Here is a 23,739-nt window from a genome sequence, read left to right as displayed (position 1 = left end):
AGGCGGTGGTGGGCGGCGGGGACCTCGGGGACCTCCGAGGGCTTGGACGGGGACCCGGGGCCGGTCCGGTCAGCCGCGCAGCGCCTCGATCACACTGGTGAGGTGGGCGCGGACGGCCGCCTCGGCTGACTCGGGGTTCCTGGCCCTGATCGCTTCGATCAGGGCCAGATGCTCGATCAGGGAGCGCTGCGAGCGCCCCGGCCTGAGCTCCAACTGGAAGCGGTGCCGGACCAGTTGGCTGTTGAGGCGGTCCAGCAGGGCCACGGCGGTCCACTGACCGGAGAACTCCTGGATGCGGGTGTGGAGTTCCTGGTTGAGCTGGGAGTAGGTGAGGGGGTCGCCGTCGGCCACGGCCTTGGTCATCGCCCTGCCCAGTTCGGCGAGCCGGTCCAGTTGCGCGTCGTCGGCCGTAGCGGCGGTCTTGGCGGCGCACAGCCCTTCGAGCACCATCCGGCATTCGGTGATGGCGACCGCTTCCTCCACGGTCACCACCCGCACCCGTGAGCCGCGGTTGTGGATCCGCTCGACCAGACCCTGGGCCTCCAGATCGATGAGCGCGGCCCGGATGCCGGCCCGGGTCACCCCGAACCGCTCGGCGAGCTCGTCCTCCACCAGCCGCTGGGCCGGCGCCATGTCGCCCCACAGGATCGCCTGCCGAAGCTGGGCGACGGCATGCCGCTTGGCCTGCTCTCCGCTGCTCGGGCAGCCTTGGTCGGGCATCGTCGCTCTCCCCCCGAGTGGGTGCCTGGTACCCCTAAGCCTATCCAGGCATAACAGTCAATTCTCTGGTTCTCCCCATCGCGGACAAGCGCCGCCCACCTGGCCCCTCCTTGACACCCTCACCCGTACACACTCAAGGTTTGTCTGGACAAGGATGGACGGAACAGGGAACGGTCCGGGTACGGAACGGTCCGAGGAAGGGCTCTCATGGTGGATACGCTCGGTGTCGCCGTCATCGGATTCGGCTGGATGGGGCGGGTGCACACCCAGGCGTACGCGCGGGTGCCGCACCACTATCCGCAGCTCGCCCTGCGCCCGGAACTGATCACGGTCGCCGAGGAGGTGCCGGGCCGGGCCGAGGAGGCCGCCGCGCAGTTCGGGTTCGCCCGCGCCACCCGCGACTGGCGCGAGGTGGCCGCCGACCCGCGGGTCCGGGCGGTCAGCATCACGGCCCCGAACTTCCTGCACCGTGAGATCGGCGTCGCGATGGCCGAGGCCGGCAAGCACATCTGGATCGAGAAGCCGGTCGGTCTCACCGCCGACGACGCCCGCGCGGTGTCGGCCGCCGTCGAGAAGGCCGGCGTCCGCAGCGCGGTCGGCTTCAACTACCGCAACGCGCCCGCCGTCGAGGCGGCCCGCGCGCTGATCGCCGCCGGCGACATCGGCACCGTCACCCATGCCCGCATCCGCCTGTTCAGCGACTACGCCGCCCACCCCGAGTCCGCCCTGACCTGGCGCTACGAGCGGGAACGCGGCGGCAGCGGAGTGCTCGGCGACCTGGCCTCGCACGGCGCCGACCTGGCCCGCTTCCTGCTCGGCGACATCGCCTCGCTGACCGCCGACACGGCGATCTTCCTGCCCGAGCGGGCCCGCCCGGCCGGCGCCACGGCGGGCCACGCCCGCGCCACCGGCGGCGAACTCGGCCCGGTGGAGAACGAGGACTACGTGAACTGCCTGCTGCGCTTCGCCTCCGGTGCGCGCGGCGTGCTGGAGGCCTGCCGGGTCTCGGTCGGCGAGCAGAACAACTACGGCTTCGAGGTGCACGGCACCAAGGGCGCCGTGTTCTGGGACTTCCGGCGGATGAACGAACTCGGCGTCAGCCGCGGCACCGCCTACCAGGACCAGCCGGTGAGCACGGTGTACGTCGGCCCGGGCGACGGCGAGTTCGGCGCGTTCCAGCCGGGCGCGGCGAACGCGATGGGCTACGACGACCTGAAGGTCGTCGAGGCCCACCGCTTCCTGCGCTCCGTCGCCGAGGACACCGCGTACGGCGCCACGCTCGCCGACGCCGTGCGCAGCGCGGCCGTACTGGACGCGATGGTGCGCTCGGCCGAGAGCGGCGCGTGGGTCAACGTGCCGTCGCTGTAGGGGTGTGGGCGGGCATGTTGTAGGGCGTGACCACCTGGATCGGGGACGGCAGGGTGGGGCCGGCGGGCGGCAGGGCGCCGTGGGCGCGCATCACGAGGTGGCAGGCCTCGTGCAGGTCGTGGCGCAGATCGTGGTGGAGCACGGCGGACAGGCGGTGCTCGCGCAGCAGCCGGGTGTTGTCGTGGTCGAGGTCGTGCGCGACGAACACGGCGCACTCGCGCCCGGCGTCCTCGAAGGCCCGCAGGGTGGCGATGTTGCCGCCGCCGATCGAGTAGACCGCGCGAATGCCCGGGTCGCGGTCCAGGGCCGCCCGGACGAGGTCGTACTGGGTGGTGTCCAGGCCCTGCCCCTCGGCGATCTCCACGAGGGCGCGCTCGGGGTACCGGGCGCGCATGGCGCTGCGGAAGCCCATCTCGCGCTCCTCCTCGTTGCGGAAGAAACCGCTGGAGAGGCTGGTGAGCACATTGCCGGGGCCGTCGCCGAGCCACTGCCCCATGAGATACGCGGCGGTCGCGCCGGCCGCCCGGTTGTCGCTGCCGACGTAGCCGACACGGGCGCTCGCGGGCAGGTCGGTCACCAGCGTCACCACCGGGACGCCCGCCGCCGCGAGCCGGCCGACGGCGGCGGTGACCTCGGGGACGTCCGGGGCCTTGAGGATCACCCCCTGCGAGCCGCGCCGCCCGATCCGGTCGAGGGCGGCGACCAGCTCCCCCGCCGAACCCGTCTCGCGGAAGTGGAAGCGGGAGCGGACCACGGCCGGGTGCAGGGAGGGGAGTTCGGCCTCCAGGGCCGCACGGACGGCGGTGGAGAACCGCTCCGGCGACTGCATCACGATGTCCACCATGAACGTACGGCCGACCAGCCGGACCTGGGTGCGCTGCCGGTCCAGGTCGGCGATCGCCCGGCGCACCTCCTGCGCGGTGCTGTCCCGCACTCCGCCCCTGGCGTTGAGCACCCGGTCGACCGTGGCCTCGCTCAACCCTGCCTGACGTGCGATTTCCCTGATGGGGAAGGGGTGGCCCATGCGCCGGCTCCTGGAACTCCTGAGGGGTTTTTGATGGCTGACTGCTGGTTGTTCGAAGGCTTTGTACTGACAAGAATGACAGAGCCGAGTCCCCCTGTGACCCGAAGGGACGACCATGTCCTTCTCCACCGCTTCCACCCCGGTCCAGCCGTCCGCGCACCAGCGGCCCTGGCTGTCCGAGCAGGACTGCGACCTGGACGCGTTCCGTGCCCTGGTCGAGCGGACCACGGACCGTTCCGCCTACCCGCACGCCGGTGCCGTGGAGCGGAACGTGCTGCTGTACGACGCCGACCGGCTCGCCCTCGCGGACCGCCGCGAGGTCCAGGCCGAGCTGGTGCGCGCCCTCGCCGACGGCCCCGGCATCGTGGTCGTCCGGGGCGCCTTCCCCGACCCGGCGGTCGTGGACCGGGCCACCGCCGTGTTCGACGCCCTGATCGCCCAGCAGCGCGCCACGGGCGCCGGTTCCGGCGACCACTTCGCCAAGCCGGGCGCCAACGACCGGGTGTGGAACGCCCTGGAGAAGGCCGCCCTCCACGACCCGCAGGTCTTCGCCGACTACTACGCCAACGACATGATCGCCCTGGTGTCCACGGCCTGGCTCGGCCCCGGCTACCAGGTCACCTCCCAGGTGAACGTGGTCAACCCGGGCGGTGCCGCCCAGACCGTGCACCGCGACTACCACCTCGGTTTCCTCTCCAACGAGGTCGCCGCCGCCTACCCGGCGCACGTGCACCACCTCTCCCCCGTGCTCACCCTGCAGGGCGCGGTCGCGCACTGCGACATGCCCGTCGAGTCCGGTCCCACGCTGTACCTGCCGCACTCGCAGAAGTACGGACCCGGCTACCTCGCCTGGCGGCTCCCCGAGTTCCAGGCGTACTTCGAGGACCACCACGTACAACTGCCCCTCGCCAAGGGCGACGCGGTCTTCTTCAACCCGGCCCTGTTCCACGCGGCCGGCGCCAACCACTCGGCGGACATCCGGCGCATGGCCAACCTGCTCCAGGTGTCCTCCGCGTTCGGGCGGGCCATGGAGACGGTGGACCGCGAGACCGTGACGGCAGCCGTCTACCCGGTGCTGCTCAGGGCGCGGGCCGAGGGAGCCGGCGAGCAGTGGCAGGAGAACGTGATCGCGGCGAGCGCCGAGGGCTACCCCTTCCCCACCAATCTCGACAACGACCCGCCGGTCGACGGCCTGGCCCCGCCCTCGCAGGCGGACCTCGTCCGGCGGGCGCTGCGCGAGGGCTGGACCGTACGCGCCCTGCGGGAGGCGCTGCGGGCCGGCACCGAGCGGCGCGCGAGCTGACACCACGCTGCCCCGCCCCGCGTCCCGCACCCCGCGCGACCGGCTCAGGAACGGAAAGGACCCCCGAACGGCATGGGACTTCTCGACGACAGGATCGTCCTCGTCAACGGCGGCAGCCAGGGCATCGGCGCCGCCGTCGCGCGGGCCGCGGTGCGCGAGGGAGCGGTGGTGGCCGTCACCGGGCGCCGCCCCGCGCCCGGTGAGGCCCTGGTGGCGGAGCTGGCCGCCGCGGGCGGCAAGGCGATGTTCGTCCGCGCCGACCTGGCCGACGCCGAACAGGCCAAGGACTCCGTCGCCGAAGTGGTACGGGCGTACGGCCGGGTCGACTGCCTGGTCAACTCGGCGGGGCTGACCTCGCGCGGAACGCTGCTGAACACCACCCCGGAACTGTTCGACCAGCACATCGCGATCAACCTCAAGGCGCCGTTCTTCGCCATGCAGGCCGCCGTGGCGGACATGGTACGGCGTGAGCAGCCCGGCACGATCGTCAACATCATCACCTCGTCGGCGCACGGCGGGCAGCCCTTCCTGGCCCCCTACGTCGCCGCGAAGGCCGGTCTCATCGGCCTCACCCGCAACGCGGCGCACGCCCACCGCTGGGACCGGATCCGGATCAACGGGCTGAACATCGGCTGGACCGCCACCGAGGGCGAGGACGCCACCCAGCGCACCTTCCACGGCGCGGGCGACGACTGGCGCGAGCGGGCCGCCGCCCGGCTGCCGATGGGCAGGCTCGGCCGGCCGGACGAGATCGCCGGCTTCGTGGTCCTGCTGCTGTCCGACCGGTCCGGCGTGGTGACCGGCTCCGTGATCGACTGGGACCAGAACGTCCTCGGCGGCCTCGACTGACCGCCCCCGCCCGGTCCTCGCCTCCCCACCCAAGAGAACACCCGCACGTCGCACCCCGCACTCAAGGAGCACCACCCCATGCGCATCGGAATCCTCGGCCTCGGCCGCATCGGCGCCTTCCACGCCGAGACCCTCTCCGGGCTCGACACCGTCGAGTCGCTCGTCGTCTCCGACCCGTTCGCGGACGCCGCGAAGGCCGCCGCCGAGCGGTTCGACGCCGAGGTCGCGGACTCCCCCGAGGCGGTGCTCGCCGCCGGCGTGGACGGCGTGGTGATCGCCGCGGCGACCGACGCCCACCCGAGGCTGATCCTCGCGTGTGTCGAGGCGGGCGTCCCGGTGTTCTGCGAGAAGCCGGTGGCCCGCACGATGGCCGAGGGCGTGCGGGTGCTGAAGACGGTCGAGGGCCGGGACGTGCCGATCCAGATCGGCTACAACCGTCGTTTCGACGCTGGCTTCGTCGCCGCACGGGAGGCCGTGCGGGGCGGGGAGCTGGGCAAGCTCCACACCGTGCGCTCGACCACGCTGGACCCCGCGCCGCCGCCGGCCGCTTACATCGCCGCCTCCGGTGGCATCTTCCGCGACTGCTCCGTGCACGACTTCGACATCATCCGCTGGGTGACCGGCCGCGAGGTGACCGAGGTGTACGCGGTCGGCGGCAACCGGGGTGCCGACTACATCAAGGAGGCGGGCGACGCCGACACCACCGGGGCGATCCTCACCCTGGACGACGGCACCATCGCCGTGGTCTCCAACAGCCGCCACAACGCCCGTGGTTACGACGTCCGCATGGAGATCCACGGTTTCGCCGACTCCCTCGCGGTCGGTCTGGAGGACAAGTTGCCGCTGCGGTCGGTGGAGCCCGGGGCGACCTTCCCGGCGGGCACTCCCCACGACTTCTTCATGGACCGCTTCACCGCTGCCTACCGCGCCGAACTCACCGCGTTCACCGAGGTCGTGGCCGGCTCCCGGCCGTCCCCGTGCACGGTGGCGGACGCCCTGGAGGCGGGCTGGATCGCCGACGCGTGCACCCTGTCCCTGCACGAGCACCGCCCCGTCACCATCGAGGAGGTGCGGCAGGCGTGAGCGGTGGTACGCGCTCCTCGACCCGGGTGACGTGAACAACGTGTGTGGGGGCCGCCCTTCCGGAGGGCGGCCCCCACACACGCATCACGTCGTCTCACCCGTACAGCGCCGGTTTCTCCGCCAGTTCGACCTCCACCCGGCCGCCCTCCTCCAGGGCGCGGACTCCGGCCTCGCAGACGGCGGCCGCCGCGTAACCGTCCCAGGTGCTGGGGCCGCCGACCTCGCCCCGGCGGGCGGTGTCGACCCAGGCCCGGAGCTCGTCGTCATAGGCCTGGGCGAAGCGTTCGGTCCAGTCCTGGGTGATGGTGCCGCCCCAGCGGCCGGCCGCCTGGGCGACCAGGTGGTGGCCGTCGCCGACACGGGCGGTGCCGCGTTCACAGACGATCTCGGCCTGGACCTGGTAGCCGAAGCCGCAGTTGACGAAGATCTCGACGTCGCTGAGCGCGCCGCCGTCGGTCTCCAGGACGACGAACTGCGGGTCGCGCAGCCCGTCGGGCGCCCCGGAGGAGGATGCGGGGGCGTGCACCGTGACCGCAGTGATCTCCTGACCCAACAGCCAGCGGGTGACGTCCACTTCGTGGGAGACGGAGTCGGTGATCAGCATGGAGCTGGTGAAGAAGGGTGAACTGGCCACATTCCGGTGCCTGTTGTGCAGCATCAGGGGCCGGCCCAGCTGCCCCGTCTCCAGCAGCGTCTTGAGACGGACGTACTCGGCGTCGTAGCGGCGCATGAAGCCGACCTGGACGCGGCGGTGGCCGAGTGCCTGTTCGGCTTCGACGACGCGCAGTGCGGAAGCGGCGTCGGGGGTGAGCGGTTTCTCGCACAGTACGGGCAGGTCCCGCTCGAACGCGGCGAGCAGGGCGGCCTCGTGGGCCGGTCCCGGGGAGGCGACGAGTACGGCGTCGACGCCGGCCGCCGCCATCGCGGCGGCCGGGTCGGTGTGTACGGTGCAGCCGTCGATGCCGGCGGCCACCGCCCTGGCCCGTTCCGCGTCGGTGTCGGCGACGGCGGCGACCCGCGCGCCGCTGATGACCCGGTCGATCCGGCGCACGTGGTCCGCGCCCATGCGGCCCGTGCCGATGACGGCGATTCCCAGGGGTTCGTTCCCGTGCACGGTTCTCGCCTCCCTTTCCAGGGGGGGTCGGGTTCCAGGGGGCCGGGCGCCGGGGTCAGGCGCCGCAGGAACGGAGGAACTTGCGGGTGCGCACCGCGATCGGCAGCGGCTTGTCCGGCTCGCAGGGGTACATGTCCTGCTCGACGATCGCGAACAGGTCCACGTCCAGTTTCTGGGCCGCGGTCAGGACCGCTCCCAGCTCCGGTACTCCGGCGGGCGGTTCGCACATCACGCCGCGCTGGACGGCGGGGCCGAACGGGATCCCGCCCGCGACCACGTCGGCGAGGATGTCCGGGTCGACCTGCTTGAGGTGCAGGTAGCCGATGCGTTCGCCGTAGGTCTCGATCAGCTTGACGCTGTCGCCGCCGCAGTAGGCGTAGTGCCCGGTGTCGAGGCAGAGGTTGACCAGGGAGGAGTCGGTGGAGTCGAGGAAACGCTCGACGTGCTCCTCGGTGTCGATGTGGGTGTCTGCGTGCGGGTGGACCACGATGTCGAGACCGTAGGTGTCCCGCACCTCCCGGCCGAGGCGTTCCATGCCCTTGGCGAGGTGGCCCCACTGCTCGGTGGTGAGCTCCGGGGACTCCAGGATCTCGGCGGTCTTGTCGTCGCGCCAGAAGGACGGGATGACGACGAGGTGCTTGGCGTCCATGGCCCGGGTGAGCGAGGCGACCCGGCTGACCTGCTCCCAGGTGGACTCCCACTCGGAGGGGCCGCGGTGCAGTCCGCAGAAGATGGTGCCGGCGGAGACCTTGAGGTCCCGCTTCTTCACCTCGTCGGTCAGGCGGGCCGGGTCGGTCGGGAGGTAGCCGTAGGGGCCGAGTTCGATCCAGGAGTAGCCGGCTTCGGCGACCTCGTCGAGGAAGCGCTGCCAGGGCACCTGCTGGGGGTCGTCGGGGAACCAGACGCCCCAGGAGTCGGGGGCGGAGCCCACCCGGATGCGGTCGAGCGCGACTGCCATGTCAGGTCTTTCCTTCCGGGGATGCCACTGCGGGGGCCTGGAGGTCTCCCTCCTCGGGGAGCTCCTCGACGTCGACGCCGCGTACCTGTGCCAGCTCGTGCTTGAGGGTCGCGAGCTCGGTACCGCCGGCCATGTGGTGGGTGAGTTCCTCGAGGGAGACCTCGCTGCGGGCGGCGGAGAGCTCCATGGTGCCCAGGCGCAGGACGCTGAAGTGGTCGCCCACCATGTAGGCGTGGTGCGGGTTGTGGGTGATGAAGATGACGCCGAGGCCGCGGTCGCGGGCGGCGGCGATGTACTTCAGCACCACCCCGGACTGCTTGACGCCGAGCGCGGCGGTGGGCTCGTCCAGGATGAGGACGCGGGCGCCGAAGTAGACGGCGCGGGCGATGGCCACGCACTGGCGCTGGCCGCCGGAGAGGGTGCCGATGGGCTGCTCGAGATCGTCGAGGACGATGCCCATGTTGCGCAGTTCCTCGTCCGCGGTCCTCTTCATCCGTTCGATGTCGAGACGGCGGAGGGGCCAGGGGCCCTTGGTCATCTCTGAGCCGAGGAAGAAGTTGCGCCACACCGGCATCAGGGGGACGACGGCGAGGTCCTGGTAGACGGTGGCGATGCCCTTGCCGAGGGCATCGCGCGGGGTGGAGAACCGTACCGGGGTGCCGTCGACGAGGAATTCGCCCTCGGTGTGCTGGTGCAGCCCGGAAATGATCTTGATGAGGGTGGACTTGCCGGCGCCGTTGTCGCCGAGCACGCAGGTCACCCGGCCGGGGTGGACGCTCAGGTCGACCCCGTGCAGGGCGCGGATGTTGCCGTAGGACTTGCCCGCCCCGCGGAGTTCGACCAGGGGGTGCTCCCCGTCCGGGGCGGTGTCCTGCAGGACGGCACCGTGGGTGCCGGTCGTGTCGTCGGTCATTGCGGTCACCTCCGGGTCGCCGTGCGCTGGACCCACAGATTGATGAGGACGGCGCCGAGGAGCATCACGCCGAGGAATGCCTTGAACCAGTCCGGGTTCCAGCCGGCGTAGACGATGCCCTGCTGCACCATGCCGAACATGAAGGCGCCGAAGACCGGGCCGATCGCGGAGCCGTAGCCGCCGGTCATCAGGCAGCCGCCGATCACCGCGGCGGCGATGTAGATGAGCTCCTGGCCCACGCCCTCGCCGGACTGCACGGTGTTGAAGGAGAACAGCTGGTGCATGCCGACGAACCAGGCGCCGAAGCCGACCAGCATGTACAGGGAGATCTTGGTGAACGTCACCGGCACGCCGACGGCGCGGGCGCTCTCCTTGTTGCCGCCGACCGCGAAGATCCAGTTGCCGTACTTGGTGCGGAGCAGCACCCAGGCGGCGAGGGCGGCGAAGACGAGCCACCACACGATGGTGATCTTCACCTGGACGCCGCCCAGCTCGAAGCTGGACGCGAAGAGGGCCTTGGCCTGGGCGAAGCCGTCCATGTCGCTGATGTCGTCGGTCGCGACGTTCCCGGTGACCGTCTTGGTCACGGCCAGGTTGATGCCCTGAAGGATCAGGAAGGTGCCGAGGGTGACCAGGAAGCTGGGCAGTCCCGTCTTCATCAGGAACCAGCCGTTGAACATGCCGACGGCGAGGGACACCGCGAGGGCGGCGATGACGCCCACCCATACGTTCATGGACAGCTGGTAGGCGAGCATGCTCGCGGTGAGCGCCGAGGTGACCACGGCGACGCCGGCCGAGAGGTCGACCTCGCCGCCAATCATCAGCAGTGCCACCGGCAGGGCCATGATGCCGATGGTCGAGGACTGGTACAGGATGTTCGCCATCGAGCTGCTGTCCCGCATCGGCGGGGCGGCGATCAGGAAGAACACCAGAACGACCACGACGCCGAGGAAGACGCCGACCTCGGGACGGGCCAGCAGCCTCCGCGCCGGCGTGCGCTGCGCGGTGCGGCCGTCGTTCACCTTCGGGCCGGGGGCCGGCGGTGGGGTCACCGCCGGCTCAGCCTGTCGGGTCATGCTCATCACCGAGTGCCCTTCGCGGCGTACTCGGAGACCGCGTCGACGTTGGACTTGTCGACGAACGCGGGGCCGGTGAGCACCGGCTGCTCACCGCCGCCGCTGTAGTTGCCGTTGTTCTTGTAGAGCCACAGGCCGTCGATGGCGAGGTAGCCCTGGAGGTAGGGCTGCTGGTCCACGGCGAACTCGATGTCGCCCGCCTGGATCGCCTTGGTCAGGTCCTTGTTGAGGTCGAAGGTGGCGACCTTCGCCTTGCTGCCGGCGTCGCCCACCGACTGCACCGCGGTCGGCGCGAAGGGCGCGCCGAGGGTGGCGACGTAGTCGATGGAGGAGTCCTGCTTGAGCTTGGCGGTGATCGTCGACTTCACCGACGGCATGTCGACGCCGTTGACGTTGAGGATCTGGGTGTCGCCCTCGAAGGTCTTCTTCAGACCGTCGCAGCGCTGGGTCAGACCGACGTTGCCCTGCTCGTGGATGACACAGACGGTGTTCTTGGCGCCGACCTCGTTGAGCTTCTTGCCGAAGGCCTCGCCGGCCACGGACTCGTCCTGGCCGAAGAACTCCAGCAGGCCGAGGTCCTTCCAGTCGCTCAGTCCGGAGTTGAGGCCGACGACGGGTATGCCCGCCTTCTCCGCCTTGCCGAGGACGCCCTTGAGGGCGTCCGGCTTGGCGAGGGTGACGGCGATGCCGTCGACCTTCTGGTCGATCGCGTTCTGCACCAGGTTGGCCTGGTTGCCGGCGTTCGGGTCGGCGGAGTAGATCAGCTTGACGTTGTCCTTGGCCGCGGCCGCCTCGGCGCCCTTGCGGACGATGTCCCAGAACGTGTCGCCGGGCCCCTGGTGGGTCACCAGGGCGACCGTCATCTGCGGCGTGTTCGCCTTGCCGGCCGACGCGCCGTCGCCACCGCTTTCGTCGGCCTTCTTGCCGCCGGAACCGCTGGAACAGCCGGCCAGGGTCAGGGCGGCCGCCGCGGCCACCGCGACGAAGGGCGCGATTCTGCGGGGACGGTTGTGAGAAGAGCGGTCCATCTTTGCCTGCACCTCACTGGGCTACGCGGAAAAAGGGCGGGTGTCCGAGGATCCTCCCCGGAGCCTCGGACGTCCGGGTCTGTGTCATCGTGCGAAACGGCTGTCGTGTTGGGACGGGATCAAATCCCCTGGCACGCACTCTGTCAATACTTTGTTAAGACATCAGTTCACCAGCTAGTCCGAATGTAAGTACAAACTATTGACAGCGCCGCCCTCCGAGACCTACACCTGAGAGGCGACAGGTCCCTGGATTCCACGCCCCCACCGTGGCAGGGCGCCCAGGGACCCGCATCCCCAGCAGTTCGAGGAGCTTCGCTCGATGACCGACTCAGACGCACCACAGTATTTCGACCTGATCACCATGGGTCGCATCGGGGTGGACCTTTACCCCTTGGAGACCGGCGTTCCCCTGACAAAGGTCGAAACGTTCGGAAAGTTCCTCGGCGGTTCGGCCGCGAACGTCGCGGTCGCCGCCGCCCGGCTCGGCCGCTCGACGGCCGTGATCACCCGTACGGGAGACGATCCCTTCGGCGCCTATCTGCACGAGGCCCTGAAGGACTTCGGCGTCGACGACCGGTGGGTCACCCCGGTCGCCGCGTACCCGACGCCGGTCACCTTCTGCGAGATCTTCCCGCCGGACGACTTCCCGCTGTACTTCTACCGCCGGCCCAAGGCTCCCGACCTGGAGATCCACACCGCCGAGCTGGATCTCGCCGCCGTACGCGAGGCCGGGATCTTCTGGATCACCGGCACCGGTCTGAGCGAGGAGCCGAGCCGCTCGGCGACGCTCGACGCGCTCGAGGCGCGGGCCAAGGCGGGCACCACGGTGTTCGACCTGGACTGGCGCCCGATGTTCTGGCGCGATCCCGACGAGGCCCGCCCCTACTACCGCCAGGCCCTGCGGCACGCCACGGTCGCGGTCGGCAACCTCGACGAGTGCGAGGTCGCCACCGGAGTGCGCGAGCCCCAGGCCTGCGCCGAGGCGCTGCTGGCGGCCGGTGTGGAACTCGCCGTCGTCAAGCAGGGTCCCCGGGGCGTGCTCGCCGTGCACCGCGACGGCACCCGCGCCGAGGTGCCGCCGGTCCCGGTCGGCGTGGTCAACGGCCTCGGCGCCGGCGACGCCTTCGGCGGGTCGCTCTGCCACGGTCTGCTCTCCGGCTGGGACCTGGAGCGGACCATGCGCCACGCCAACGCCGCCGGCGCTCTCGTCGCCTCGCGCCTGGCCTGTTCGTCCGCCATGCCCACCGCGGCCGAAGTGGCGGACCTCCTCGCTCAGGCCGTGCCGCCGGACGGCGCGAGCCTGCCGAGCCAGTCCTGAACGGAGTCCTTCCTTGAACCTCAGCATCTGTGACCTCACCACGGTCCGGGCCCGGAATCCGCAGGCCGTCGCCGAGGCGGCGGCCCGCCGGGTCCGCCGTCCGCTGATCGGCGACAGCGGCCGGCTGATGATCGTGGCCGCCGACCATCCCGCGCGGGGTGCGCTCGGCATCGGCGACCGGCGCCTGGCCATGGCCGACCGTGCCGATCTGCTGGAGCGGCTGTGCGTCGCGCTGTCCCGGCCCGGCGTCGACGGGGTGCTGGCCACCGCCGACATCCTCGAGGACCTGCTGCTGCTCGGCGCGCTCGAGAACAAGGTCGTCATGGGGTCGATGAACCGCGGCGGTCTGGCCGGCTCGGCCTTCGAGATGGACGACCGCTTCACCGGCCACCGCCCCGAGGACATCGAACGGCTCGGCTTCGACGCGGGCAAGCTGCTGGTCCGCATCGACTACGACGACCCGGGCTCCCTGCGCACCCTGGAGTCCACCGCCCGCGCGATCGACGCCATGGCCGAACGCCGGCTCCCGGTGTTCGTGGAGCCGTTCATCTCGCAGCGGGTCGACGGCAGGGTCCGCAACGACCTGTCCGCCGAGGCCGTCACCCGCTCCATCGCCATAGCCTCCGGCCTCGGCGGCACCTCCGCCTACACCTGGCTGAAACTCCCCGTCACCGAGAACGCCGACGACATGGCGGAGGTCCTGCGCGCCTCCACGCTGCCCGTCGTCCTGCTCGGCGGGGAGGTCGGCGACCAGGAGGCGGCGTACGAGCGGTGGGGCAAGGCGCTGAAGCTGCCCTCCGTGCAGGGCATGGTCGTCGGCCGCTCGCTGCTCTACCCGGCCGGGGGCAGTGTGGAGGAAGCGGTGGACACGGCCGTGAGCCTGCTGTGACCGGAAAGGCAGTCATGACCCATCACCTTCCCGCGGACCGTGCTCCGGCCGGCCCGTACCTCGTCGACGTGACGCCGGAGTCGGCCGGCTGGAGTCATTCCAGCCTGCGCGTGCTGGAGCTGGAGCCGGGCGGCTGGAGTCATTCCAGCCTGCGCGTGCTGGAGCTGGAGCCGGGCGGCTCGCACACCTTCGACACCGGCGACAGCGAGTGGATCGTCCTGCCGCTCAGCGGCGGCTGCACGGTCGCCTCCGCCGACGACTTCGGCCACGACACGTTCGACCTCGCCGGCCGCACGAGCGTGTTCGACGGCGTCAGCGACTTCGCCTACGTGCCGCGCGACGCCCGCGCGACCGTCACGTCGCCGGACGGCGGACGGTTCGCGCTCACCGGCGCCCGCTGCACCCGGCGCCTGCCCGCCCGCTACGGGCCGGCCGCCGACGTCCCGGTGGAGCTGCGCGGCACCGGCAACTGCTCCCGCCAGGTCAACAACTTCGGGGCGGCCGGGGTGTTTGAGTGCGACAAGCTGATCGCGGTCGAGGTGATCACCCCGGGCGGCAACTGGTCGTCGTTCCCGCCGCACAAGCACGACGAACACCGGCCGGGCGAGGAGTCCGTGCTGGAGGAGATCTACTACTTCGAGTTCGCGGACCACGACGGCGTCCCCGGCCTCGGCTACCAGCGGGTCTCCCCGTCCGGTCCCGGCCGGGACACGGACGTACTGGCCGAGGTGCGCGACGGCGACGTGGTGCTCATCCCGGACGGCTGGCACGGGCCGTCCATGGCCGTGCCCGGCCACCACATGTACTACCTCAACGTCATGGCGGGCCCGGAGGACGAGCGTGCCTGGCTGATCTGCGACCATCCCGAGCACGCCTGGATCCGCTCCACCTGGCCCGACCAGCCCGTCGACCCCCGCCTGCCCCTCTACACCGCACCCGAGAGGTCCGTATGAGCGCCCCCACCCGCCGACTGACGACCGCCCAGGCACTCGTGCGGTTCCTGGCCGCCCAGTACACCGAGCGGGACGGCGTCCGACACCGGCTGATCGCGGGCACGTGGGGCATCTTCGGCCACGGCAACGTGGCGGGCGTCGGGCAGGCGCTCGTCGAGTACGCGGAGGTCATGCCGTACCACCAGGGCCGCAACGAGCAGTCCATGGTGCACGCGGCCGTCGCCCACGCCCGCCAGCTCAACCGGCTCTCGGCGCAGGCCGTGACGACGTCGATCGGCCCCGGCGCGACCAACCTGGTCACCGGCGCGGCACTCGCCACCGTCAACCGGCTGCCGGTACTGCTGCTCCCCGGCGACTACTTCGCCTCGCACGCGGCGGACCCGCTGCTCCAGCAGCTGGAGCACCCGGTCGAAGCGGACCTGTCCGTCAACGACACGCTGCGCCCCGTCTCCCGCTACTTCGACCGGATCAACCGTCCCGAGGCGCTGATCGCGTCCGCGCTGAACGCCGTACGGGTGCTCGCCGACCCGGCCGAGACCGGCGCCGTCACCCTCGCCCTGCCGCAGGACGTGCAGGCCGAGGCGTACGACTGGCCGGAGGAGTTCTTCGCCGACCGCGTCTGGCGCGTACGGCGTCCGGCTCCGGACCCGGTCGAGCTGGAGGCGGCGGTGCGGGCCGTACGGGCCGCCCGGCGTCCGCTGATCGTCGCGGGCGGCGGTGTCCACCACAGCGAGGCCGAGGGGGCGCTCCGGGCGCTCGTGGACGCCACCGGCATCCCGGTCGCCTCCACCCAGGCCGGCAAGGGCTCCCTGCGCCACGACCACCCGGCCGACCTGGGCGGCATCGGTCACACCGGCACGGCGGTGAGCGACGAACTGGCCCGCACCGCCGACCTGGTGATCGGTGTCGGCACCCGGTACACCGATTTCACCACCGCCTCCGGCACCCTCTTCGCCGACCCGGACGTACGCTTCCTCAACCTCAACATCACCGGCTTCGACGCCCACAAGCTGGGAGCGCACACCCTGGTGTGCGACGCGCGAAGCGGTCTGGAGGCACTGGCCGGGGCGCTGGCCGGACACCGCGTGGACCCGGCGTACGAGGCCGGGTACGCAGCCGGGAAGGAGCGCTGGGAGCGGGTCGTCGAGGCCGCCTACCGCGCCGACGACGAGAACGCCGTGCCCACCCAGACCCAGGTGCTCGGCGCGCTGGACGCGGTCGTGGGCGAGACCGACGTGGTGATCAACGCGGCCGGCTCGCTCCCCGGCGACCTGCACAAACTGTGGCGCGCGCGCAGCCCGCGCCAGTACCACCTCGAGTACGGCTACTCCTGCATGGGCTACGAGATCCCGGCCGCGATCGGCGTCCAGCAGGCCGCGCCCGGCACGCCCGTGTGGGCGCTGGTCGGCGACGGCACGTATCTGATGATGCCGACCGAGATCGTCACGGCCGTCCAGGAGCGGCTGCCCGTGAAGATGGTGCTGATCCAGAACCACGGATACGCCTCCATCGGCGGCCTCTCCGAGGAGACCGGCGGCGAGCGCTTCGGCACCGCCTACCGGTATCGGGCCGAGGACGGCACCTTCACCGGTGCCCCGCTGCCCGTGGACCTCGCGGCGAACGCGGCCAGCCTGGGCATGGACGTGCTGCGCGCCAAGACCGTGCGGGAGCTGCGCCACGCCCTGGCCGAGGCCCGCGCCGCCGAGCGTCCGACGTGCGTGTACGTCGAGACGGACCCGGCGCCCACCGCTCCCCCGGCCGAGGCCTGGTGGGACGTGCCGGTGGCCGAGGTCTCCTCCCGCGAGGCCGCCGTCCGGGCGCGCGAACGCTACGACGCCCAGGTCGCCGGCCGCCGCCGGCACCTCTGAACCGCATCTCCCGCACCCCCGGGCCCGGTACTCGAGCCCCGCTCCCGATTCAACTCACCGCACGTGAAAGGTCGTCCGCTCTCATGAAGACCATCAGCCACTGGATCGGCGGCAAGCCCGTCGAAGGCGCCTCCGGCCGTTTCGGCCCCGTCTGGAACCCGGCCACCGGCGCCCAGGAGAAGCAGGTCGCGTTCGCGGACACCACCGAGGTGGACGCCGCCGTCGCCGCCGCGAAGGACGCCTTCGAGAGCTGGGGCACCTCGTCGCTGGCCAAGCGCACGGCGATCCTGTTCAAGTACCGCGAGCTGCTGGACGCCCACCGCGACGAGATCGCGGAGCTGATCACCGCCGAGCACGGCAAGGTGCACTCCGACGCCCTCGGCGAGGTCGCGCGGGGCATGGAGATCGTGGAACTGGCCTGCGGGATCAGCGTGCAGCTGAAGGGCGAGCTGTCCACGGAGGTCTCCAGCCGCGTCGACGTCGCCTCGATCCGCCAGCCGCTGGGCGTGGTCGCCGGCATCACACCGTTCAACTTCCCGGCCATGGTGCCGATGTGGATGTTCCCGCTGGCCATCGCGTGCGGCAACACGTTCGTGCTGAAGCCGTCCGAGAAGGATCCCTCGGCCTCCGTCCGCCTCGCGGAACTGGCCACCGAGGCGGGCCTGCCGGACGGCGTGCTGAACGTCGTGCACGGCGACCGGACGGCCGTGGACCGCATCCTGGAGCACCCCGACATCGAGGCGGTCTCCTTCGTCGGCTCCACCCCGATCGCCCGGCACATCCAGCTGAAGGCGACCGAGCACGGCAAGCGCGTCCAGGCGCTGGGCGGCGCCAAGAACCACATGCTGGTCCTGCCCGACGCCGACCTGGACCTGGCCGCCGACCAGGCGATCAACGCGGCGTACGGTTCGGCCGGCGAGCGCTGCATGGCCGTGTCGGTCGTGGTCGCGGTCGGCGACATCGGCGACGACCTGGTCGGCCGGATCACCGAGCGGGCGAAGAAGCTCCGCATCGGTCCGGGCAACGACCCCACCTCGGAGATGGGCCCGCTGATCACCCGCGAGCACCGCGACAAGGTGGCCTCGTACGTGGCGGGCGCGGCGGCGCAGGGCGCCGAGGTCGTGCTCGACGGCACGGGCCTGGCGGTCGACGGCCACGAGGACGGCTTCTTCGTCGGGGTCTCGCTGCTCGACCGGGTGCCGGTGACCGCGGACGCCTACCGGGACGAGATCTTCGGCCCGGTGCTGTGCGTGGTCCGCGCGGAGACCTACGACGAGGCCATCGCGCTGATCAACGACTCCCGCTGGGGCAACGGCACCGCGATCTTCACCCGGGACGGCGGCGCCGCCCGGCGCTTCCAGCTCGAGGTGAAGGCGGGCATGGTCGGCGTCAACGTGCCGATCCCGGTCCCGGTCGGCTACCACTCCTTCGGCGGCTGGAAGGACTCCCTCTTCGGCGGCCACCACATCTACGGCAACGACGGCGTCGCCTTCTACACCCAGGGCAAGGTCATCACCACGCGCTGGCCGGACCCGTCCGACGGAGGCATCAACCTCGGCTTCCCGAGCAACTCCTGACCCTCAGCTTCCCGAGCGGCTCCTGCCCTCGACAGCGCCCCCCAACAGGAAGGCACGCCCATGGCGAAGACCGGTGACCGGGCCCGTGCAGTGACCGAACCCGCGCTCAGCTCACTGGACTTCACCCTGGACCGGGGCAGTCCGGTGCCGCTGTACTACCAGTTCGCCCAGCAGCTGGAGGCGGCGATCACGCAGGGCGACCTCGCCCCGGGCAACCTCCTGGGCAACGAGGTCGATCTCTCGGTACGCCTCGGTCTGTCCCGCCCCACGGTCCGCCAGGCCATCCAGTCCCTTGTCGACAAGGGACTGCTGGTCCGGCGGCGTGGGGTGGGCACCCAGGTGGTGCACAGCCAGGTCAGGCGCTCCCTGGAGCTCAGCAGCCTCTACGACGACCTGGAGGCGGCCGGCCAGGGCCCGAGTACGCAGGTCGTCCGCCACGAGACCGTCCCGGCACCCCCCGGCGTGGCGGCGGCCCTGGGCCTGCCCGAGGGCGGAGAAACGGTCCTCCTCGAACGCCTGCGCCGCACCCACGGCCAACCCGTCGCCCTCCTGTGCAACTACCTCCCGTCGGGCCTGCTGGAACTGGACGACGCCCGGCTGGAGTCGACCGGCCTGTACCGCGTGATGCGCACGGCGGGCATCACCCTGCACAGCGCCCGGCAGACCGTCGGCGCCCGCTCGGCCACCGCCGGGGAGGCGTCCCGCCTGGACGAGAAGGAGGGCGCCGCCCTGCTCACCATGCACCGCACCGCCTACGACGACACGGGCCGCGCGGTGGAGTACGCGACCCACGTCTACCGCGCCTCGCGCTACTCGTTCGACTTCCAGCTGCTGGTCAGGTCCTGATCGTCGCCTCGGTGCGCCGTCTCGGTGCGCCGTCTCAGTGCGCCGCGTCCAGCCGGTCCCGCTGCTCCGGCGACAGTTCCAGGTCCACCGCCGCCAGGTTCTCCTCCAGCTGCGCCACCGAGGACACCCCGGCCAGCGGCAGGATCGGCAGTTCGTGGCCGAGCTGCCAGGCCAGCACCACCTGGCCGGCGCTCGCCCCGGTCTCCCGGGCGACCTCGTGCAGCACCTTCAGCCGGGCGGGGGTTCCCGGGTGGTCGTAGTCCCCGGGCAGCCGCTCCGGTCGGGCGTACGCGCCCTTCAGCAGCGGCGAGTAGGCGACCAGGGCCAGCCGGGGCTCGGCCCGCAGGTAGGTGAGCAGCTCGGCGCCGGCGTGTCCGAGGCTGCCGTCGGGGAAGAGGTCCTCGGGCAGGTCGGCGCGGGGGCGCAGGTAGCTGTGCTGGTACTGGAGCACCTCGTAGCCGGGGAGTCCCGCCGCGGCGGCGAGGGCACGGGCCCGCTCCACCCGCCACACCGCGTGATTGCTCGCGCCGAGCAGTCCGACCGTGCCCTCGGCGACGAGGCCGGCGAAGCCCTCCACGGTCTCCCGCAGCGGGACGGCGCGGTCCTCTATGTGGGCGTACAGCAGGTCGAGCCGGTCCGTGCCGAGCCGCTCCCGGCTGCGCTCGGCCGACTCCCGGATCACCTTCGCCGACAGGCCCTCCGGGTTGTCGGTGTAGCTCGTGCCGGGGGCGAGCGGGCGGGCGCCCAGCTTGGTCGCGACGACGATCTCGTCGCCGACGCCCCGGCTGCGCCGCCAGCGCCCGAGCAGCGCTTCGCTCTGCCCGCCCTGCCCTCCGTCGGTCCAGAAGGCGTAGTTGTCGGACGTGTCGATGAAGTTCCCGCCCGCCTCGACGTACCGGTCGAGTACGGCGAAGGACGTCTTCTCGTCCGTCACGGAGCCGAACAGCATCGCGCCGAGCGCGAGCACGCTCACCTCCCGGCGGGTCCGCGGGTCGCTGCCGATGGTGCGGTACTTCATGGGGTTTCCCTCCCGTGAGCGCCCCGTGGTCGGGGTACGGAACGGGAGTCTTCTGCTTGAAGCGCACTTCAAGTCAAGGGCGTACGCGGCGGATCGACGAAGAGGCCCCCCGGGCGGGGGGCCGGGCGCCGGCGTGAGCGCGGCCTACTTGTTCGTGCCCCGGAAGCGGCCGAAGGCCTTCGTCAAGCCGCTGAGCGGCGAGCCCTCCCCTCCGGCCGGCCCCGGCACGGGCAACCGGGGTGCGCCGCGGGCCTCCTCGGCGAGTGCGGCCTGCGCGGCCTCGGCAGCCTCCCGGTACAGGTCGCGGGACTCCGTCATGGCGTCGAGCGCGTGGGCGTACCGGGCGACCATGTCCTGGGCGTGGGCCAGTTCCTCTTCCGGGCTGAGCAGGTGCCAGCCCCGGCGCAGCCGCGTCAGGGCCTGCTCGGCCTCGGCCGGCAGGGGGCGCGGCAGCGCGGCGAACTCGATGATCCTGTCGAGGAATTCGACCGGTTCCGAGCCGTCCAGGAAGATGCTGCGCACCGTGAAGTGCTCCGGGTCGTAGTCCGGTCCCGGCGGCACCGTGGGCAGGACGACGGCGCCGCCGCGCGGCATCCGCAACTTCAGCTCCCGCTGCAGCGCGAAGTCGGCGATCCGGGCCTGCTCGGGTGTGCCCCGGTGCTCGACCACCCGGTGCCGCAGGCTCGGCGGCAGGAACTCCGCGATCGGCCGCTGCCCCCGTGCGTCCGGTGTCATCGCCTCGTGCACCACGACATGGACGAACCAGCTGTCGCGGGCGCAGTCCCGCAGCCGGCGGCGCACCTCGTCGTCGTCCTTCGGCAGGTGGTTCACCGTCCGCAGGCGTACGCCCGGCACCGTGTCGTGGTCCCACTCGACCCGGCTGCTGTCGGGCCAGAACATGGTGGCGGGCGACGGCCAGCGAGCGTCCCACGCACGCTCCGCCTCGGCGGCGAGGAACCAGGTGACGCCTTCGGCCTCGTCCCCGCGGGCCTGCGGCTCGTACGTGGTCAGCTGCGCGCGCACCGTGACGTCCTCGGCCGTACGCCAGCGGGCCTCGAAGAGGCGGCGGGCCGACGGGCCGGGGTCGGCGGAGGCGTCCCGGGGGTACAGGACGGTGGACCGGACCGCCTCGACGGGGTCGAGCTCCAGGAAGTCGTCCAGCCCCCCGGCCGCCTTGAGGGCGATGAGGTTGCGCCGGACGTCGAGATCGGGCTCGGGACCCGTATGGCGTCCGCGCGCCAGCCATACGGTGTCGGGGACGGTGGGCGGGGGAGTGCTGTTTTTGACCATGGAGTCGTTCTGTGAGTGACCGGGGGCCCGATCAGTATGTCCGTAGACCGGCGCACCGTCCATGACCTGCGACACCGCACGGACACCGGCACGGTCACGACTCGACGAGCCGTGCCCGGCCGCCCGGAAGCGACGCGAACCGGGCGGACGCCGAAAGGGCCGTCGCCGTGTTCGCGGCCCTCCCGGCCCGCAGGTGGCCTGGCCGTACCGTGCCCGTGAACGCGTTCGGGTGGGTGGCACCTGCCACCCACCCGATGGGTCGGCGCGGCCTCAGGCCTTCTTCAGGCCTTCTTCAGGGCTTTTTCAGGACTGCGGACGCTTGCCGTGGTTCGCGCTGTTCTTGCGGCGGGCCTTCTTCTTACGACGTCGCTTCGAGGACATCGGACCTCCTCTTTCCGTGCTTTTGAGTCAGTTTCCACCGGATTGTCGCGTCCGGTGATCACAGAGCCCCTTTCCAGTCGGCGCGACGGCAAACACGCCCGATGCGGATGCACACGGATGACCTACGTCCCGATGGTGGCCCGAGACGCTCCGTATCGTCACCGGTAGAGGAACGCCGGTCCCCACCCGGTCTCCACGCATGACCGAGGGCCGGTTTCGGATTGCTCCGAAACCGGCCCTCGGCCTGCGACTCTCACGAGTCGGGACGACAGGATTTGAACCTGCGACCCCTTGACCCCCAGGAGTAAGGGTTATCCCTTTCATCACCACATACGACTTAAAATCAGGGTGCACAACGTGCGGTGCCAGGCGTGTCGTGCGAGCGCGCGGGCACCGTGTGGTCCCCAACTGGTCCCCAAGGACGAGTTCTGTTACCGCACCCTGCGGGCACCGAGAGGGCAGCTAAACGGTACGGCCACGGGGGCAGCTCACACCTTCCTCCTTCCTGGCCGACCGCCAGGCCGTCAGGCTTCAAGCAGGGGACCACCATGGCAACATCGGCGACACGAGCGGTTCCATCCCGAGCGGCGCGGGGATCGACGCCGCCTGGTCTCAGGCAAGCCCAAAGTGGTCGTTCGGGTATCCGCACGCGGAGGGCGGGAAATACGTATCCTCGCCGAACCCGACAGCGCCCCTCAGGACGGGCACCTGCGGCTGGCCGACCGTCGGGCGACGAGGCCCACATCATCTCCGGCGGGGCCCGTCCACATGATCACTGCTTGCTGCCGAGTGCGAATGTGAAGGAAGCGCCGGTGCGCGGTGCACAGGGTCTTCCGGAGAGGCCAGAGACCACAGTCGGCCGTCCATCTCCGCGACAGGCTTGCCAACCCCAGGCAGAGCCGGCACAATCCGCGCGCTGACGAACCCTCCATCCCGGGGGACGGGAAGGCCGAGCTGACGGGCGATGTGCCGGTGTGCCGGTGTGCCGGTGTGCATCGTAGTCGCCCATGATGATGATTCCTTCGTCCCGAAGTGCTGAGCGGGATCCGCCGTTCCCGCAGATGCGCTTCATGTAGTCCTTCTGCTGAACCACGGAGCCTTTTCCAACCTCAGTTTGAGCAGGTCATGTGGCGGGACGGCTGGCTGGAGAGTACGACGCTGCCTCGCTGAGCTCTGCTGTCGGCGGCGAGTGGTTGACTCGCGGCATGGACGACGAACAGCTTCTGACCGCCGTGGCCGAGACCCTGTGGCCAGATCTCCGTGACCTGGCCTGCCGCGAGCACGGGCATGCGCCAGGTCATGTCTGCCTTCCCATCTCCGGTCGTGCTGACCTGGGCAACCTCGTCGAGACGCTTTCCGGCCGGTACGGCGAGCCATCCGCCGGCGCCGACCGACTGCCGCCACTGCCCCTGTCCGGGCAGGTCGACTGGAGGTACGCCTGGCCGTTCAGTAACCGGTGGGTCGCCTTCGGCCGGACCGGTCAAGGCGAGGATGCCGGACCCGCCCTGATGATCGCCCTGCGCAGCACGCCGGTCGCGGAGCAGTTGCCCGCGGAGGCCTCCTGGCTGGAAAGGCTCGTCGCCGTGACCGGCTGGGTGCCGAGGGCTGCGGGCCAGGTCGACTGGGCAGCAGTCGAGTCCCGCCTGGGAACGCCCCTGCCGAGCGACTACAAGGCGCTCGTCGAGACGTTCGGCGATGGCATGTTCGACGGTTTCCACTGCGTGTCCATGCCGGACGACCTGATCAAGAACGCCGAGTCGGCGGCGAGGCTGGGCCGGGCGCCCTGGGAGCCGCATCCGCCGTTCCCGGCCTCGGGCGGGCTAGTGCCCTGGATGAGCAACGAGCACGAGCAGTGGTTCCACTGGATCACCGAGGGCTCCGACCCCGACCGATGGCCCGTCTACGTCACCGGAGCCGAACCGGAGGCAGGGGATCGGTTCGACTGCACGGCCACGGAGTACCTGTTCCGTCACCTCACCGACCCGCAGCACCCGATCCCGATGCCGGTGGACTTCCGCGCGCACTGGTTCATGGACTGCTCCGGGAACGTGGAGCTGGACACGGCGATGGAATAGCGCACGCAGCACCATGCCCTTGGTTGACGGCCAATTCGGTCGGCGGCGCGCCCCGGGGCGCGGCCTGGCACCACGTCCTTCGGCTGTC

Annotated in this window: 22 protein-coding genes and 1 pseudogene; 11 read left to right on the top strand and 12 right to left on the bottom strand. The window is 71.2% G+C overall.

Annotated features, from left to right (window positions below; all coding sequences use genetic code 11):
• Positions 1-69 precede the first annotated feature (69 nt).
• Positions 70-720 carry a GntR family transcriptional regulator gene (locus tag OHB56_RS37480; protein WP_326756148.1) on the bottom strand — a complete coding sequence of 217 codons (651 nt, stop codon included), beginning with the start codon at positions 718-720 and terminating at the stop codon, positions 70-72.
• 207 nt (positions 721-927) lie between these two features.
• On the opposite strand from OHB56_RS37480, the gene OHB56_RS37475 reads away from it, so the two are divergent.
• A complete protein-coding gene (locus OHB56_RS37475) occupies positions 928-2,088 on the top strand; it encodes a Gfo/Idh/MocA family protein (protein WP_406358310.1) in 1,161 nt (386 codons plus the stop codon).
• Here OHB56_RS37475 and OHB56_RS37470 read toward each other — a convergent pair.
• On the bottom strand, positions 2,069-3,112 hold the full coding sequence (locus OHB56_RS37470; protein WP_406358309.1) for a LacI family DNA-binding transcriptional regulator: 1,044 nt from the start codon (positions 3,110-3,112) through the stop codon (positions 2,069-2,071). The two genes, OHB56_RS37475 and OHB56_RS37470, sit on opposite strands and share 20 nt — an antisense overlap.
• A 115-nt stretch (positions 3,113-3,227) precedes the next feature.
• Between OHB56_RS37470 and OHB56_RS37465 the strand changes: the two genes are divergently transcribed.
• From OHB56_RS37465 to OHB56_RS37455, 3 genes are all read left to right on the top strand, one after another.
• A complete protein-coding gene (locus OHB56_RS37465) occupies positions 3,228-4,415 on the top strand; it encodes a phytanoyl-CoA dioxygenase family protein (protein ID WP_326756145.1) in 1,188 nt (395 codons plus the stop codon).
• Between the two features lie 72 nt (positions 4,416-4,487).
• The gene (locus OHB56_RS37460; protein ID WP_406358308.1) at positions 4,488-5,264 is read left to right on the top strand and encodes an SDR family oxidoreductase; all 777 of its coding nucleotides are present in this window, start codon (positions 4,488-4,490) and stop codon (positions 5,262-5,264) included.
• Positions 5,265-5,342: 78 nt separating this feature from the next.
• On the top strand, positions 5,343-6,347 hold the full coding sequence (locus OHB56_RS37455) for a Gfo/Idh/MocA family oxidoreductase (protein WP_406358307.1): 1,005 nt from the start codon (positions 5,343-5,345) through the stop codon (positions 6,345-6,347).
• A 94-nt stretch (positions 6,348-6,441) separates the two neighbouring features.
• On the opposite strand, the gene OHB56_RS37450 is transcribed toward OHB56_RS37455, so the two are convergent.
• From OHB56_RS37450 to OHB56_RS37430, 5 genes are read right to left on the bottom strand one after another with little or no spacing between them, the layout of a single operon-like run.
• Positions 6,442-7,461, bottom strand: a complete 1,020-nt coding sequence (locus OHB56_RS37450) for a Gfo/Idh/MocA family protein (protein WP_406358305.1) — start codon at positions 7,459-7,461, stop codon at positions 6,442-6,444.
• 55 nt (positions 7,462-7,516) lie between these two features.
• On the bottom strand, positions 7,517-8,419 hold the full coding sequence (locus OHB56_RS37445; protein ID WP_406358303.1) for a sugar phosphate isomerase/epimerase family protein: 903 nt from the start codon (positions 8,417-8,419) through the stop codon (positions 7,517-7,519).
• 1 nt (position 8,420) lies between these two features.
• A complete protein-coding gene (locus OHB56_RS37440) occupies positions 8,421-9,332 on the bottom strand; it encodes an ATP-binding cassette domain-containing protein (protein ID WP_326756140.1) in 912 nt (303 codons plus the stop codon).
• A gap of 5 nt (positions 9,333-9,337) precedes the next feature.
• Positions 9,338-10,414 (bottom strand): ABC transporter permease, encoded by a 1,077-nt coding sequence (locus OHB56_RS37435; protein ID WP_406358301.1) that lies wholly within the window; start codon positions 10,412-10,414, stop codon positions 9,338-9,340.
• Positions 10,414-11,436 (bottom strand): sugar ABC transporter substrate-binding protein, encoded by a 1,023-nt coding sequence (locus OHB56_RS37430; protein WP_406358299.1) that lies wholly within the window; start codon positions 11,434-11,436, stop codon positions 10,414-10,416. The genes OHB56_RS37435 and OHB56_RS37430 overlap by 1 nt, the downstream gene beginning before the upstream one ends.
• Before the next feature lie 319 nt (positions 11,437-11,755).
• Between OHB56_RS37430 and iolC the strand changes: the two genes are divergently transcribed.
• The 6 genes from iolC (at position 11,756) to OHB56_RS37400 (ending at position 18,887) form a co-directional block, all read left to right on the top strand.
• The gene (gene iolC, locus OHB56_RS37425; protein WP_406358297.1) at positions 11,756-12,754 is read left to right on the top strand and encodes a 5-dehydro-2-deoxygluconokinase; all 999 of its coding nucleotides are present in this window, start codon (positions 11,756-11,758) and stop codon (positions 12,752-12,754) included.
• Between the two features lie 13 nt (positions 12,755-12,767).
• Positions 12,768-13,643, top strand: a complete 876-nt coding sequence (locus OHB56_RS37420; protein WP_326756136.1) for a deoxyribose-phosphate aldolase — start codon at positions 12,768-12,770, stop codon at positions 13,641-13,643.
• Between the two features lie 14 nt (positions 13,644-13,657).
• On the top strand, positions 13,658-14,596 hold the full coding sequence (iolB, locus tag OHB56_RS37415; RefSeq protein ID WP_406358295.1) for a 5-deoxy-glucuronate isomerase: 939 nt from the start codon (positions 13,658-13,660) through the stop codon (positions 14,594-14,596).
• Positions 14,593-16,464 carry a 3D-(3,5/4)-trihydroxycyclohexane-1,2-dione acylhydrolase (decyclizing) gene (gene iolD / locus OHB56_RS37410; RefSeq protein WP_326756134.1) on the top strand — a complete coding sequence of 624 codons (1,872 nt, stop codon included), beginning with the start codon at positions 14,593-14,595 and terminating at the stop codon, positions 16,462-16,464. Before iolB ends, iolD begins: the two co-directional genes overlap by 4 nt.
• 83 nt (positions 16,465-16,547) lie before the next feature.
• The gene (locus OHB56_RS37405) at positions 16,548-18,041 is read left to right on the top strand and encodes a CoA-acylating methylmalonate-semialdehyde dehydrogenase (protein ID WP_055626134.1); all 1,494 of its coding nucleotides are present in this window, start codon (positions 16,548-16,550) and stop codon (positions 18,039-18,041) included.
• A gap of 60 nt (positions 18,042-18,101) precedes the next feature.
• Entirely contained in the window at positions 18,102-18,887 is a 786-nt protein-coding gene (locus tag OHB56_RS37400; protein ID WP_326756133.1) for a GntR family transcriptional regulator, read from the top strand.
• Between the two features lie 34 nt (positions 18,888-18,921).
• Here the strand turns inward: OHB56_RS37400 and OHB56_RS37395 are convergent, their stop codons facing one another.
• The 5 genes and pseudogenes from OHB56_RS37395 to OHB56_RS37375 form a co-directional block, all read right to left on the bottom strand.
• Positions 18,922-19,905, bottom strand: a complete 984-nt coding sequence (locus OHB56_RS37395) for an aldo/keto reductase (protein ID WP_406358292.1) — start codon at positions 19,903-19,905, stop codon at positions 18,922-18,924.
• 144 nt (positions 19,906-20,049) lie between these two features.
• Complete coding sequence (locus OHB56_RS37390) at positions 20,050-21,195, bottom strand: hypothetical protein (RefSeq protein ID WP_406358291.1); 1,146 nt, start codon at positions 21,193-21,195, stop codon at positions 20,050-20,052.
• 303 nt (positions 21,196-21,498) lie between these two features.
• Positions 21,499-21,576: a 50S ribosomal protein bL37 gene (locus OHB56_RS37385; RefSeq protein ID WP_381030191.1), complete on the bottom strand. Its 78-nt coding sequence runs from the start codon at positions 21,574-21,576 to the stop codon at positions 21,499-21,501.
• A 744-nt stretch (positions 21,577-22,320) separates the two neighbouring features.
• A complete protein-coding gene (locus tag OHB56_RS37380; RefSeq protein WP_406359288.1) occupies positions 22,321-22,572 on the bottom strand; it encodes a NaeI family type II restriction endonuclease in 252 nt (83 codons plus the stop codon).
• A 13-nt stretch (positions 22,573-22,585) separates the two neighbouring features.
• A pseudogene (locus tag OHB56_RS37375) lies at positions 22,586-22,669 on the bottom strand (NaeI family type II restriction endonuclease); the annotation flags it as partial.
• A gap of 112 nt (positions 22,670-22,781) precedes the next feature.
• Between OHB56_RS37375 and OHB56_RS37370 the strand changes: the two are divergent.
• Positions 22,782-23,651: an SMI1/KNR4 family protein gene (locus OHB56_RS37370; protein ID WP_406358289.1), complete on the top strand. Its 870-nt coding sequence runs from the start codon at positions 22,782-22,784 to the stop codon at positions 23,649-23,651.
• Positions 23,652-23,739 lie beyond the last annotated feature (88 nt).

This window comes from Streptomyces sp. NBC_01635, from assembly GCF_045209715.1.
Lineage (GTDB): Bacteria > Actinomycetota > Actinomycetes > Streptomycetales > Streptomycetaceae > Streptomyces > Streptomyces hirsutus.
This window is presented reverse-complemented; position numbering and strand designations above follow the sequence as displayed.